Source organism: Nostoc sp. JL31 (assembly GCF_017114965.1).
GTDB classification, from domain to species: Bacteria; Cyanobacteriota; Cyanobacteriia; order Cyanobacteriales; family Nostocaceae; genus Nostoc; species Nostoc punctiforme_A.
Genome location: NZ_JABXKO010000017.1, coordinates 1 through 13,872, shown reverse-complemented (window position 1 = coordinate 13,872; position 13,872 = coordinate 1). Strand labels below are relative to the sequence as shown.

14 protein-coding genes and 1 pseudogene are annotated in these 13,872 nt (G+C 40.0%); 2 read left to right on the top strand and 13 right to left on the bottom strand.

The window, feature by feature from the left end:
- The 3 genes and pseudogenes from HWQ43_RS02830 to HWQ43_RS33685 form a co-directional block, all read right to left on the bottom strand.
- Positions 1-242: pseudogene (locus HWQ43_RS02830) on the bottom strand (hypothetical protein); the annotation flags it as partial.
- A gap of 727 nt (positions 243-969) precedes the next feature.
- Positions 970-2,715, bottom strand: a complete 1,746-nt coding sequence (hflX, locus tag HWQ43_RS02825) for a GTPase HflX (protein ID WP_292730007.1) — start codon at positions 2,713-2,715, stop codon at positions 970-972.
- Between the two features lie 246 nt (positions 2,716-2,961).
- Positions 2,962-4,224, bottom strand: coding sequence for a Z1 domain-containing protein (locus HWQ43_RS33685; protein ID WP_366932771.1), 1,263 nt, complete (start codon positions 4,222-4,224; stop codon positions 2,962-2,964).
- Positions 4,225-4,280: 56 nt separating this feature from the next.
- On the opposite strand from HWQ43_RS33685, the gene HWQ43_RS33680 reads away from it, so the two are divergent.
- On the top strand, positions 4,281-4,415 hold the full coding sequence (locus HWQ43_RS33680) for a hypothetical protein (RefSeq protein WP_366932770.1): 135 nt from the start codon (positions 4,281-4,283) through the stop codon (positions 4,413-4,415).
- Between the two features lie 767 nt (positions 4,416-5,182).
- Here HWQ43_RS33680 and HWQ43_RS02815 read toward each other — a convergent pair.
- From HWQ43_RS02815 to HWQ43_RS02785, 7 genes are all read right to left on the bottom strand, one after another.
- A complete protein-coding gene (locus HWQ43_RS02815; RefSeq protein WP_292729950.1) occupies positions 5,183-5,644 on the bottom strand; it encodes a hypothetical protein in 462 nt (153 codons plus the stop codon).
- A gap of 92 nt (positions 5,645-5,736) precedes the next feature.
- Positions 5,737-6,708, bottom strand: coding sequence for a 7,8-didemethyl-8-hydroxy-5-deazariboflavin synthase subunit CofG (gene cofG, locus HWQ43_RS02810; protein ID WP_292729948.1), 972 nt, complete (start codon positions 6,706-6,708; stop codon positions 5,737-5,739).
- A 113-nt stretch (positions 6,709-6,821) separates the two neighbouring features.
- On the bottom strand, positions 6,822-7,583 hold the full coding sequence (crtW, locus tag HWQ43_RS02805) for a beta-carotene ketolase CrtW (RefSeq protein ID WP_292729945.1): 762 nt from the start codon (positions 7,581-7,583) through the stop codon (positions 6,822-6,824).
- A gap of 649 nt (positions 7,584-8,232) precedes the next feature.
- Entirely contained in the window at positions 8,233-8,676 is a 444-nt protein-coding gene (locus HWQ43_RS02800) for an SRPBCC family protein (protein ID WP_292729942.1), read from the bottom strand.
- 19 nt (positions 8,677-8,695) lie between these two features.
- A complete protein-coding gene (locus HWQ43_RS02795) occupies positions 8,696-8,884 on the bottom strand; it encodes a CPXCG motif-containing cysteine-rich protein (RefSeq protein WP_012411100.1) in 189 nt (62 codons plus the stop codon).
- Positions 8,885-8,895: 11 nt separating this feature from the next.
- The gene (locus HWQ43_RS02790) at positions 8,896-10,542 is read right to left on the bottom strand and encodes a radical SAM protein (RefSeq protein ID WP_292729939.1); all 1,647 of its coding nucleotides are present in this window, start codon (positions 10,540-10,542) and stop codon (positions 8,896-8,898) included.
- Positions 10,543-10,563: 21 nt separating this feature from the next.
- Positions 10,564-10,818, bottom strand: a complete 255-nt coding sequence (locus HWQ43_RS02785) for a SemiSWEET transporter (protein ID WP_104905670.1) — start codon at positions 10,816-10,818, stop codon at positions 10,564-10,566.
- Between the two features lie 288 nt (positions 10,819-11,106).
- On the opposite strand from HWQ43_RS02785, the gene HWQ43_RS02780 reads away from it, so the two are divergent.
- Positions 11,107-11,859: a Swt1 family HEPN domain-containing protein gene (locus HWQ43_RS02780; protein ID WP_292729932.1), complete on the top strand. Its 753-nt coding sequence runs from the start codon at positions 11,107-11,109 to the stop codon at positions 11,857-11,859.
- Positions 11,860-11,894: 35 nt separating this feature from the next.
- On the opposite strand, the gene HWQ43_RS02775 is transcribed toward HWQ43_RS02780, so the two are convergent.
- The 3 genes from HWQ43_RS02775 to HWQ43_RS02765 form a co-directional block, all read right to left on the bottom strand.
- Positions 11,895-12,335: a DUF29 domain-containing protein gene (locus HWQ43_RS02775; RefSeq protein WP_292729930.1), complete on the bottom strand. Its 441-nt coding sequence runs from the start codon at positions 12,333-12,335 to the stop codon at positions 11,895-11,897.
- Between the two features lie 159 nt (positions 12,336-12,494).
- The gene (gene aroC / locus HWQ43_RS02770; protein WP_292729927.1) at positions 12,495-13,583 is read right to left on the bottom strand and encodes a chorismate synthase; all 1,089 of its coding nucleotides are present in this window, start codon (positions 13,581-13,583) and stop codon (positions 12,495-12,497) included.
- Positions 13,584-13,756: 173 nt separating this feature from the next.
- The coding region (locus HWQ43_RS02765) for a photosystem II protein D1 (protein WP_292730004.1) at positions 13,757-13,872 on the bottom strand (116 nt) is incomplete at its 5' end.

Sequence of the window (13,872 nt, the reverse complement as noted above, 5' to 3'; positions counted from 1 at the left end):
GCGGCTTTATCAGCAGCAGCCTTGTCAGCTTTCTCTTGAGCGGCTTTATCAGCAGCAGCCTTGTCAGCTTTCTCTTGGGCGGCTTTATCAGCAGCAGCCTTGTCAGCAGCCTTGTCCTGTTGAGTGGTACTTTGAGTGGAAACAGCCTCAGCTCTAGGTATTTGTAAGGCTATTACCAAAATTAAGGATGAGAAACCACAGATTACGCAACCTACTAGTTTCTGTGAATATATTTGAGACACTTCGCTTAAACGCCTTTTTTATTGAGTAATAAATTAAACGACTACATCTCAAGTTGGCTCAAGATATTTGAATCAGAATCTAGACAAACTAAATCTTTGAAACTAGCTTCTCTTCAGTTGTATACATATATATTTTTATACATGTATTCTCATGTGTCTAGGTTCTATTTACATATTTACTAAAACTTTAATTTAGAGGTATAAAAATATTTTTTCTAGGATGATTGGGATTTTTAAGTATTTTTACAATGGTATTTTATTGTTAGTTAACAATTTATTGAATTATTTATTAAATTTAAATAAAGTAATCGAAAAATTACGGTCATTAACAATATTCATTAAAACTAATGTTTTGTATTTACAAGGATTAAATCTTCCATTTGCTTTACCCAAGGCAAACGCACATAATTTCTAAAATGCTTACCGGATAGGAATATCGATGAAAAATAGCCTAAATAATTAAACACTCAAATCCTTGCTATGAAACGATTCTTAAGTATTAGTGTTTGTCTATAAGCAGAAATTGATTGCAGGATAAAGTAGAAAATAAAAGTACCCTGTAGCTATTGGTTTTAGGACGTTTTTCATGATCTTGTCATTCAGGAAATTCTATAGCAATTATTAGAACTTCAATATAGTAGAAAACAGTATAAATATCTAAAAGTAATGCCGTAGTTATATTAACTACGGCACTACTTTTTATAAATTCAAAATTTATCTTCGGTATTTACTGAGAGTCTACGGCATATTCAATTAGCTGGGCAAGGCGCTGACGTAGGGTTTCTAATCCCAAGCGCTGACTCGCAGAAATAAATACTGCGAGGGGAAATTCTTCCCTAGCTAGAGCTAGTGTCTCACTATCAGCTTGATCAATCTTATTAAAAATCACTAGCGCCGGGCCAGGAGTTATTGGCATTTGTGCCAAAATTTCTCTGACTGAGCGAATATGACGCAACCAAGCAGGGTGAGACAAATCCACCAAGTGTAGTAGGGCATCGGCTTCTGTAACTTCCTCCAAGGTGGCGCGGAAGGCATCCATTAACGATGCAGGCAGTTCGTGTATAAACCCTACTGTATCTGTAATCAGAATTTCCTGATGTTCATTGGTTTCGCCATAAGGAATCACCAGGCGGCGCGTGGTGGGATCGAGAGTGGCAAATAACTGGTCGGCTGTATAAACTTCTGCATTCGTGAGAGCATTCAGCAAAGTGGACTTGCCAGCGTTGGTATATCCAACTAAAGCAACTGAAGGAACTTCTCGATGCTGCCGTCGCTGCCGTAACCGCGAACGATGGGCTTGCAACTGAGTTACTTCTTTTTGCAGTCGGGAAATGCGCTGCCCAATGGCACGGCGTTCAGTTTCCAGTTTGGTTTCACCAGGGCCACGAGTCCCAATACCACCACCCAATCGGGACATGGTGCGACCTCTACCAGCCAGTCGCGGTTGCATGTATTCTAACTGTGCTAGTTCTACTTGCAATTTACCGGCACGAGACTGGGCGCGTTGGGCAAAGATATCCAAAATTACTTCGGTGCGGTCAACCACCCGGATACCAATTTGCATTTCTAAGTTGCGGACTTGGGAGGGTGAGAGGTCGCGGTCGAAGACGACGAGGTTGACTCCTAGTGTTTGGGCTGTTAGGGCAATTTCTTGCACCTTACCTTCGCCAACTACGGTTTGAGGATGAACGCGCGATCGCTTTTGTTGTATTGTCTGTAATACATCTCCCCCAGCGGTATCAACTAAACGTGCCAATTCCACTAGGGTATCTTGGAATTGTAGGGGAGTCACCTCACTGGTCATCAGCCCCACAATCAGCACGCGATCGTGGTCAGCATCAACTTCCTGGGCGATAAATTCCCGCTGGAATTCCGCTTCCAGATTTTCTACCAAGTCTACTAAATCCTGGTCTGCCAGATCGTCCAAGTCTAGAGGTGGCGATATATTCCAACTTGGGGATTGGATTTGGCTTTCCCCTATCTTGGGAGCAGCAGGACTAGTAATCAGGGTGCGAGACTCTTGGGGTGTCAGATGAGCTAGATAAGCTTCTTTGACATACCCAGTCGCACCGCCTCCCCGCCGTGTAAATCCGGTTCCGGTAATATTTAGGACAACTAGGGCATCTAAGCGTTGTAATGCCATCGCCGTGAGTGCCGCTTCATTGGGCGGTTCTGGCTTCAGATGTGTGGCAATGCAACGAATACCACTGAGTCGTTCTGCACCGTAACGGGGCAATTCCATCGGTGGTATTTGCGTTTGACGCGGTGTGCCTACCCCGACGCGAATCACTTGTCCGCGACGGTTTATGTAAGCGCACACAGGCTGATTGACTTCTGTGCTAATTGCTGCCAGACGCTGAGAAAACTCAGGCGTGGTGATGCGATCGCCTGGTATGCGCTGGTGATACAGCCGCTGTAGTTGCTTCAGCTGGCTGGACTTCAGACCTTGGAGATTTCCAAAAATAGTTTCTATAGGCGTTTATGACCAGTAAAATGGCCCCCCGAATCCTTATATGTCTATTTTACAACAGGGTTTAGGCTCCTATCTCTCTCTTTTGAGGGATGCGTTGTGAATTAGTTCACGGCGGGTATTTATTTGACGCTATTTTGGTAGTACTGGCTTAAGTTGCTATTGCAACTGAGATTGTGAAAGCGATCGCTTATGAGAAAAATCTATTATTCTATTAATTGTGCGATCGCTACATCACGCACTTATTTTTTAATCCTGAAAATCTATATCATCTTCTAATTCTTCAGCAACCTCGGAGTAATTGAACATGAAGACAAATTTGTTTTTAGGTAAAATCAACGTTGGAAGATAAAGCGGTTGATTATCCCAACGTTCTTTATTTTCGCCTTTTTCATACATGAGCAAAAGAGTAGGAACATTTGGGTACTCAGTTTTAGGTTTATTTAGCACCCTAGCATTGATAAAACCAAAGCCTCCCCATCCAGAGGGTTCTTGTCGTGTCAATTCTAGTCCCTTACCCGTTTTTCCTCGAACAACATTGAGCCGTCCTGTCGAGATATCTTGTGTCTTCATTTGAATAAGCAAGTCTTTAACTCTGTCATCTTGCCAGGGATATCCTGGCCAATAGCGGCTTCTTATACAAGAAAGAATTTTGATGAGAAAGTCAATTTCTACTTCGTGATACTCGCCTTTCTCACCTATACTCTCGTAACTAGCTAGTAGCTTATCTAACTCTTCTACATCTTTTCTAATTTCCGAGGCTTTCCACAAAGGATGGCGAGGAAAAATATGTGAGCCTGGTATAAAAGCATTAATTGCTGCTAAATTCAAGACATTAGAACGAGTTGCCTTGAGTGTGGGGCCTACCCAAACTGGCGTAATCTGAATATTATTAGGATCGTCTCCAATCACCTGACGCATTCCCTCATCAGCTTCATGAATTGCTCGGAAATCTTCTAAAATATGCTGAGGCAAAAAAAGGCGAGTCACATCAAGTAGTTCCTGACGATAACCAAACATCCGTGCGTGCTGATGAACTGTATCCATCGTCTTTTGCTTGGCATCACGTCCGTAATAAGTAATCATTAATCCCTCAATAGTGACACCTCGTCCAAGTCTGTTACCCCCTATAAGAATATTCATTCCTGAGCTATACTTTAGTCCTTTATCTGGATTACTCGCATCAATAACCTTTGGGATAGCATTCCGTAGCTCATGCTCTAGCTCTATAACTAAATCATTTAGTGGCGGGAGATTTTTCGCTGTTTCACTTAACTCTGTATAGGCTTCATTTAACCACTTCATTGCTTCTTCACGCTTTGCAGCAGATAGTTTTCCTCGAAGCGCCTTATCAAGCTCCGCAATAAAGCCGCGAATAACCTTTTCCAAGGTGCTATGAGTGATACGCTTGTGGTCAATATGAGCCAGAAAAGAGTATTTAGCTTCTGAATTCTTTGCAGATTCTATTTTATATATTGAACCTAAGAAAAAACAGCATAGAGATAGTCTCAATCCGGGAGGTATATCCCAATTATTGCCAGGGTTGATCTTGCCTCCCTGTTTTTTTAATTGATCTAGCTCTTCTAGTTCAACTTTTGTACAGCAATATTCGCTGTTATCTGAAAAAAATAAATTCCCTCCAATATAACTATCACCAGGTTGAGGGAGAGCAGCACAGAAAACTGGTTTACAGGGATGATTAATATTTTGTAATAGAAGACTTTGAGGAGTTGCAGTAATCTGCAAATATATATGATTTCCTACCTCTTTACGAATATTGCCAATTTTTTCAAAAATTGCACTATCTGGAACTGTCTCTTTACCTTTTTTAGCCTGTTTTGCTTCGTTAGTATTTGGGCTAGCATTATCAGCTTCATCATCAAATATTAGAGTAGGCACACTACTGGCTTTAGAATACTTAAGAACTTTCAACAAGTTATCTAAATGACTTTTATTCTTTGTAGATACTAGGACAACACCAGTATCTTTCATATAATCAAGTAATTGATTAGTTGCAAAGTCTTCTGGATCGCTTCTCCATTCTTTCCAATTACAAATACGGGGTCCACCTTTAAGTTGCTCGGTAAAACGATCAGCAGTTTGTTCACCTAGACAGGTATTGTCAGAAGTCAACACAATGAAGCAACGGAAATGGTTAGCCTGAGCAAGTGCTAGTGTAGCAATGATAGTGTTAGTTTTACCGCTTTGAACTTTGCCATAGATTAGTCCGGTAGTACCATCAGCTATTTTTCCCTTGTGATGCTGACTCACAATACCTGTACCGGTAGCACCAACATCACCAGAACCAAAAGTTGTTGAGTAAAAATGAACGCAATTCTGGACTACCTCAACAGCAGTTTGTTTTAATTGCTCTGCTGCTTTATCCCCAATTTTGCTTTTAACTTTGTCAATAACTTTATTAATACAATATCCATCCGTTGCAATATCTATCTTACTCATCGGTGTTGTCCTAATTGGAAAAAAGTACACGAGGCCAGTCATTTTGAGGCACTGTCTGATCCATCTGTTGTCTACCTGGGCCACTTATATGATAGCTACCATGTGTCTTTCGAGACACAGATATGTGTTGCCCAGGAATACCAGCATTTTTGTCCAATATACTCCAAAGCCTTTTCTGAGAGATGCAACAGATACCGTCTTTATGACAGATAAATGCCAAAAATACTGAAATATCGTGATACTTAGTATGCAGAGTATCTAAGGCTAATTCTTCTTGACTACTGAAGGTAAAAGACCATGCAGATTTGGGTTTTTTAGAAACCTTAAAAAGAATAGCCGATTTACTAATCTCAGTTTCAACTAGATAAATGGATGAATGTATCGAAGATGCATGAGTTATTGTGAGGCGTTCTCCATAATTAATTAGCCGCAAAAACGCAGCGCCATGAAGGAATTCCTGATCATTGATCATTGTCAAATCTGGGCAAAGTCAAGGGAGATGTATACGTTTTGGTTAATCAGTAGTAAGGTAATCGCTCTTGGTTAGCGATCGTACTAAATCTGTTAAACCAATAACATAGCATTCCGCGATCGGTTCACTGCGGTTTGTAATTCCCCCGACAACCAGCTATCAAATTGCGGATAAATCGGTAAACGCGGCACCAATTCCCACCCCGCAGGCTGTAAAATTTCTCTCAATGCCTGTTCTTGAACATGAGGATAATCGGGATTCACCTCATCTTTTGGCCCAATTCCACCTAAATCTCGCGCACCAGCTTCGATACAAGCGAGTAACCATCGGTCATCTTTAACTAAATTCGGCGGAATTTGAATAGTAATATCTGGCGGTAAAATCTGACGTGCCTTAAAAATTACTTCTGGTAACTGATGAGGGTCAAAAGGTGGTGCATCAAAGGTTTGCTGATATCCTGGACTATGAGGTTGCAGGATAACTTCTTGAATATGGTGATAACGTTGATGCAATTGAGATATAGCTGTTAATGTTTCCCAGCAATCATCTACAGTTTCCCCAATTCCCAACAGTAACCCAGTCGTAAAGGGAATCTGCAACTCTCCCGCCCATTGCAATTGTTGTAAACGAATTTCTGGTAATTTACTCGGTGCGTGCCGATGTACACTATTTAACAATGTTGGCGTTAACTGTTCCAACATCAGCCCCATCGAAACATTCACACGCTTGAGCTTTTGCATTTCTTCAAAACTTAGCGGCCCCGCGTTTGTGTGTGGTAAAAACCCCATTGAAAGCGCTAATTCACACAAATCATAAATTCGCCCAAACCACGCCTGACGCTTTGGCGAATGAGGATGTACTTCACCGCTAAGTATGAGAATTTCGCAGACTTTTTCGTTTTGAAGTGGTTTTAAAATACTATCTGCATCTGAAAGACTCATCCAGGGACTTTTACCCGGTTCACTGCGAAAGTTGCAGTAACTACACCGATTAAAGCACTCGTAAGTGGGAACGATTGTATAAGCAGGGCTATAGGTTACACGACGAGAATTATAAATTGACATAAGCAGAATAAATTTGCTCTTAGTAAGCAGCCCCAGACTTATTTTAAGGGCTGGAGACGCTGACTACAAACCTTTAATTATTCACGCCCACTTATTTATTAGAAAAACAAGAGCTATTTTGCTTTATAAATTTCTGGTAACTGCCACCAAGGAATATGAGGATATTCGTGGTGTTCCTCGTGGTAGCCGAAATGATAGCACGTGATAAATGACCACCAAATTGGACGGTTAATCGTTTGGGCACAATGAGGCTGAATATAGCCTTCGTTTGGTTCACTATGTGGGAGGAAAGTCCCAAAATAAAATAATTGAAATGAACTTAAAATTGAAGGAAATACCCAGAAATAATTTAAATTATCACTGGGTATATGGAGTATATATTTTGCAAAGTTATAAATAATTGTTAGAGCAACTATTTGTCCCCAACTCCAGTAACCTTTCATAAAATGTAAATACCAAGCAAAGAAGTTTTTATGTTTACCATTATGAAAGTCTGGGTCTATTTGAGTTGCTGGATTGTGGTGGTGTAGCCAATGCTTTTTCAATAATTTTTTATATGGTAAAAGACCATAAAGAGATAGAGTTAATGTCCCAATAAAATGATTAATTTTGCTGTTTTGGGGAAAGACTACCCCATGCATAGCATCATGAGATGTAATAAATAATCCCGTATATAAAAATGTTTGCCAAGCTATGCTAGGCAATAGCATCCAAATTTTTAATTTGGAGATGTCAAGGGGAAGTAATAAACTCAAGCTAATGACCCATGCACTCACAATGAAAATAGCAATGAAAAGTCCTTTAAACTGAGATTTACTTTTCACTACTGGAGTCAGCTTTGTTTGATGACTGGGTGGTTGTTCTAATTGAATCACGCTTTTACTCCGCCTAGTATTCAGGTAAAAATTCCTAAAATATAGTCACCACAAAAACCACTAACCACCAGCCAGAAAACTCTATTAGTAGTCAGTGTTTTGCATTGGATAGTGCCAACACCTTAAGATATTTAGAAATATTAAGATACTTTAACTATTATTACACATCTAACCGCCATACCAACAACTGTTTTTGGTATGGCAGTTGAATTATGTAAGTCATAGTACTGGTAGCTTTAGTGATTATAAAAACTAGTGTTTTTAAGATTAGGCTTTTTCAAACAGCCGAAGTCTGGGAAAAAGGCAGTAACATAATTAGCGGCAAGGTAGGGAATGAAGTAGAGTAATTTGTGTATGATGCTGTAGCCTTTGAGATCCCAAACTAATGTAGGCTAGAAAGCGATCATTGCCAAGTGATCGCAGCAAAGTTCAGCCTAAAGATTAAACTTCAACTCTAAGGATGAGATTTTTAAGCTTTTCAGGAGACACTTTGAAGTTAGCAAAAAAGTATTTATAATGTCAAAAAAATCTAATGTAAATTAGAAAATTTACTGATTTTTATTATCCAAACTGACAAAGATAAAATAATAAGTATGGCTCCTACTAAGCTCAAAATCTGGAGCCACTTACTACAAGAGAATGCTCATAATTACTCGCATTCTCGTTTAGTCACATAGTGGCGGTAGCGAAACATTGCTTCTAATTGTGCTTGTACTAGCCAACCACTGACAAATTCAACAGTTCCTCCACCAGGCATAGAGAAGGAAATAGTGTCAGTTAATCTGGTTTTGCCATTTTCTGCTTCAAATTCATGTCGATGTACCCACGATTCAAAGGGGCCAGATATCTGTTCGTCAGTAAACAGGCGATATTTTTCACATTCAGTATGACGCGCTAACCAAGTTAAGGGTAATGGGCCGAGAAACAAGCGAAATTCGGTGATAGCGCCCACGTTTAGCCCTCCTTCACGACGAACCACTTGTACTGGCTGCCAAGGTGGATTTAACAGTTGCAAAATATCTGGCCTTTCGTGAAATTTCCAAACTACTTCTGGTGAGGCATTAATGATTGAGGAATGTTTAAAGTGCAGCATGGAAAGAAAAACCTAAAATTCAACTTTCGGATTCGGTATCAATCTCGATATCTAGGGTATCTTCATCAACCCGCACATACAAAATATTTGGGTTACAACAAACTTGACAATCTTCAACGTAAGATTGCTGTCCTCCAGCACTCAAATCAATAAAAGTTAAGTTCGGTTCGCCGCAATAGGCGCAGTAATACTCAGCTGTGTTTTGCATCAAGTTTTCAGCTATGAAGTCAATGGCTGTAATTCTTTTGGGGATGGATTGATATAACTCTTAGCATCAGCCAAATGCTTTAGTAGTGTAGACTGTGGCAGAGGCCCTTGCAAGTGGCTCCAGGGTAATACTTGTTCTGTTGACCATTCGGCGTGGACGTAGAAATCTAAATCAGGGATTTGTCCTTTGAGTTGTTTGAAAGCACGTTTGTAGCTGCCCAAAGAATCGCCAAAGTCACGAGTAAGTTCGAGAAGTTGGGAGAGTCTGCGATCGCCTCTCGATAACAAAGCCTGTATAATCGACCAATTATAGCTTTCTGGGCGAAACTCTATTCCCTGCGGTTTTAGGTGTTTTTGCAAAAACTGCAACCGCTTTTCTGCTTGCCGATTCACGCCAAACCATTGAAACGGTGTGTGTGCTTTGGGTACAAAGGTGCTGCATCCGTATGTTAAGCGCAATCCCGGTGCAGCTTTTTTGATATTACGCATCATCACCACGGTTTGCTCTAAATCTTTTGCTTCCTCACCAGGAATTCCTGCCATTCCGTAGAGTTTCAAGCCTTTTAATCCACCAGTTTTGGCATTTATCGCTGCTTGAATAATTTCATCGTTATGCAGCTTTTTGTTGACGATTTGGCGGATTTTCTCAGAACCACTCTCTACCGCAATGGTAAGCGATCGCGTGTCTCGTTTCGTCAAAGTTTCTGCTAACTGGACTGTTACGGTATTAGTTCGGACTGAGGCAATACTGAGACGGACATCATCATATTTTGGCTGACTAATATAATCTAGCAACGCCTCAAATTCTGGATGTTGAGTAACTGAAGCCCCTAATAATCCTAGCCGGTTTGTGACTTCTAAACCTTTTGCGATCGCTGGAATTAATGAATCTTCCAGACTGGCTGTTCTAAAAGGCAGTGTGAGATAACTTGCCAAACAAAAGCGGCACATTTCTGGACAACTTCTCACCACTTCTACCATGTAGATATTTTCCCATGCGGCTTTTTCAGTGACTACAGTTGATGCCGATAGAGTATTTCCTCGATAAGTTTGCTTTTGTACCACTGCGGGAATTTCGGCAGAAATTGGTTTAATTGACTTTACTTCACCATCTCTTGTGTGATATTCCACCTCATACAAACTGGGTACATAAATTCCTGGTATTTGTGCAAGTCTTTTTAGTTGAGTTTGTCTTGAGGCATTTCTTACTTCTTTATAAGCCTCAATAAAATTCCCTAACAAGATTTCGCCATCTCCCAGCAAAATGACATCAAAAAAATCTGCAAAAGGTTCGGGGTTAGCAGTAAGAACGGGGCCACCACCAAAAATTATCGGATGAGAATCATCACGAGAGGTTGCCCGAATAGGAATTTCTAAAGATTCCAGCAAATTTAAAATATTCACATAATCCAGTTCCCACGAAATCGAAAATCCCACAATTTCCGGCGTTCTAGGGAGTTGTTCGTGAGTATCTGTAAACAGGCGACTCACCTGCACATCATCACGCATTGCAAAAGTTGCCCACACCACCTGATAGCCAAGGCTAGTGATACCTACGCTGTACTCATTGGGAAAGGCGAAGATTATGGGGATAGCGTTGGTGTCTGGGGTAGTAGGTGTAAATAGAAGGCGTTCAGAGTCAAATACAGATGATGTCACAGGTGTTTGTTAGAGGCAAGTTTATCTATATTTAATTTTAAGCCATAGAATAATTAAGTTAAAAATCAATGTTATGGCGTTAGCAAGAATAATTGGCAAGGATTGTAAATAAATTCCATAGATTAGCCACAAAAAAACACCACTTATGAATGTAATTAGCGTCACCAAAGAAACATCTTTTGCTGATTTTGTTTGCCAAGTTTTAAACATCTGTGGCAAAAAAGAGATTGTGGTTATTGTGGCGGCAGCTAATCCTAAAATTGTTATAAAATCCATGTTTAATTATTTATATTAAGTTGCAATACCATAATATATAGCAATTATACCTGAGTTTTGAAAATTACTTATTTAAATGAACGAATCACCAAAATGTCAATATAATCAAATTTCACAGATAAACAAATATTTAAGTTGGGTGAATAGTGGCTGGTAGAAATTTTAATTCTCTAGTAATTAAAAATGTTAATTTTCTTTTTGCTTCATGACATTGTTTAGTGTAGTTAAAATAATCACATCTTACTAATATACGTAATATAATATTAATTACCCATTTGCTTAAGGCTTATGAAAAATAAACGAGAAATTATAGAAGCATTGTTGTCTGGTTTATCTAGCATGGAAGAGTTTTATGACTCTCCAGATGTTATTTGTCGGCACTTTTCAAACTGGATAGACAATGTTAAACAAATACTTGCTAGTGCTGACATGAATGATGAATTAAATAGTTGGAACAAAGCACTAAACGGTACAATTTATTCAGATGATGGCTCTTTATGGGTAGCCATGTCAATCGCAAAAGCTACGCTCATAGGAATTCTTAATAAACTAGAAACTACTGAAATATTTAATACGCCCTATCTTAATCATGAAGATGTTTTAAGTGCCGATAGAATGTCTAGTTTATATGTAATTCTCCACTGTTACGAAAATTCGGTTCATTGTTTTATTGAAAAAATATTCTCAAAGGAACTTGGAGATAATTGGTGGGAACAAGTTGCAAATACAGATATGTTAAAGAAAGTAGAAAGAGTTAAAAATAAAGAAATAAAAAACAAGTGGGTTTCCCCAAGAGGAGGTAGTTCACCTCTTTATTGTATTGATTGGGGTGATTTGGCAAAATTGATTAAAAAGAAGGAAGAACTATTCCTACCTTACATTGGAGACATTAATTTTATTGACAATAGATTTGCTCAACTAGAGGATTTGCGAAATATTGTTGCTCATCATGGAATTTTACCATCTGAAGATGATTTCCAAAGAGTGTTCATTTCTTATAGAGATTGGTGCCGTCAAATAGGACAGTATAAAAATTTGTAATAGGATGCCTGAAAAATCAAATTTTCAAATGTATTTTAAGCTAAGAAGCTTGGATCAAGAATCTGCTCAATTATAAATGGACATTCAGCAGGAAAATTTTCAACAGATTTCTGAGTTTCTTTAGCTGCATCACGACAAGCGCGTCGATAATATTTTTGTATCCACACTGAATCTTGAAGAAAACGCTGCAAACTGGGAGTATCTTCCAAACAATCTTGAATTTGATCTCGGCAGTTTGACAGTGTATTATCCCAGCTTTTGGTTCTTCGCTCAGGCTGATACTGGCATTTGAGTAAGTGCATTAACAGCACCTGCAAATAGCTACCGAGTTCTTTCTGTTCACTGCGACCCAAAGCCTCTAGTTCCTCTACCAAGTGTTCAACGTCCAACTCAGCCCAATATCCTTTCTTCAAGTACTCGGCTTGTTGTTGTGTCCACAACAGAAAGTCTTGGTCGTAGCTCGTTGCCTTACTCATCAACGATCGCCCTTCTCTGCTTAATGCAACGCTGTACTAAACATCTTACACCGTTCGGCGATTGTTGTGCGGTCGCTACAGCTAGTAACAATAATATTCCCGACTTATTTAATAAGTAAGGAATGTGAGACTATCTTTTAAAAGCGATCGCTCTATTAATTACAACACCTTACACTGTCCATGATGCCGTAACAAATGGTCACACAATACCAGCGCCACCATCGCCTCCACCATTGGAACTGCACGCGGTAACACACAAGGATCGTGTCGTCCTTTTGCTGCTAATAGGGTTTCTTCACCTTCACGAGTTACTGTTTTTTGCTCTTTTCTAATTGTCGCCGTCGGCTTAAATGCAACTCGTAAAATGATATTTTCCCCGTTGGAAATTCCCCCCTGAATACCACCAGAACGGTTAGTTACAGTGCGAATTTCACCATTTTCATCAATATAATATTCGTCGTTATGCTCAATTCCGGTTAACAATGTCCCCCCAAAACCAGAACCAATTTCAAAGCCTTTGCTAGCAGGGAGAGACATCACACCCTTAGCGATATCAGCTTCCAATTTATCAAATACTGGTTCGCCCAAACCTTTTGGTACGTTACGCGCCACACATTCTACGACACCGCCGATAGAATCACCTTGTCTACCAACTTGTTCAATTAATTCAATCATGCGATCGCTACATTCAGCATCGGGACAGCGCACGATGTTGCTTTCCACTTGTTCTAAGGTGACAGTATTTGGATCGACTACACCTTCCAAATCCTTGATGCGCTTGACATAACCGATAACTTCAACATTGGCAACTTGACGGAGAATTTTTTTAGCGATCGCACCAGCTGCTACTCTGCCAATTGTCTCACGCGCTGACGACCTACCCCCGCCTTGCCAATTACGAATGCCATATTTTGCATCATAAGTTGCATCCGCGTGAGAAGGGCGATACTTCTCGGCCATCTCGTCGTAGTCTTGCGAACGAGCATCTTTGTTGTGTACCAAAATCGCTATAGGTGTTCCTAGTGTTTTGCCTTCAAATACCCCTGATAAAATCTCGCAGGTATCTGCTTCTTTGCGAGGTGTGGTAATTTTACTTTGTCCTGGACGCCTTCTGTCTAATTCCACTTGAATTTCTTCTGCCGAAATTTCTAGTTGTGGAGGACAACCATCAATCACAACCCCCACACCACCGCCGTGAGATTCACCAAAAGTAGTTATACGAAATAGATGACCAAAAGTGTTGCCCATGATCTTAAAGAAAAAGGATGAGGCTTATGTATTTTAACTAGAGTTTGTGCAAAAGTTAATTTATATGCTTTGGCACTCGGAATGTTTGACGTATACCCTATCTTTTACCTATACAAATAAGAAAGCGCCCTCCGTTACCAGAGGGCGCTCTCTTATTTAGCTAAACTTCAGAATTAACCGTTGATAGCAGGAGCGGAAAGAGCTACAGGAGCAGAATCGCCAGCAGCCAAATCGAGAGGGAAGTTGTGAGCGTTACGCTCGTGCATTACTTCCATACCCAGGTTAGCGC

What these genes read in the sequence shown, in the direction of transcription:
- HWQ43_RS02815 (WP_292729950.1), bottom strand. Translation starts at nt 5,644, where the DNA reads ATGATCAATGATCAGGAATTCCTTCATGGCGCTGCGTTTTTGCGGCTA.
- cofG (WP_292729948.1), bottom strand. Translation starts at nt 6,708, where the DNA reads ATGTCAATTTATAATTCTCGTCGTGTAACCTATAGCCCTGCTTATACA.
- HWQ43_RS02800 (WP_292729942.1), bottom strand. Translation starts at nt 8,676, where the DNA reads ATGCTGCACTTTAAACATTCCTCAATCATTAATGCCTCACCAGAAGTA.
- HWQ43_RS02795 (WP_012411100.1), bottom strand. Translation starts at nt 8,884, where the DNA reads ATGCAAAACACAGCTGAGTATTACTGCGCCTATTGCGGCGAACCGAAC.
- HWQ43_RS02785 (WP_104905670.1), bottom strand. Translation starts at nt 10,818, where the DNA reads ATGGATTTTATAACAATTTTAGGATTAGCTGCCGCCACAATAACCACA.
- HWQ43_RS02780 (WP_292729932.1), top strand. Translation starts at nt 11,107, where the DNA reads ATGAAAAATAAACGAGAAATTATAGAAGCATTGTTGTCTGGTTTATCT.
- HWQ43_RS02775 (WP_292729930.1), bottom strand. Translation starts at nt 12,335, where the DNA reads ATGAGTAAGGCAACGAGCTACGACCAAGACTTTCTGTTGTGGACACAA.
- aroC (WP_292729927.1), bottom strand. Translation starts at nt 13,583, where the DNA reads ATGGGCAACACTTTTGGTCATCTATTTCGTATAACTACTTTTGGTGAA.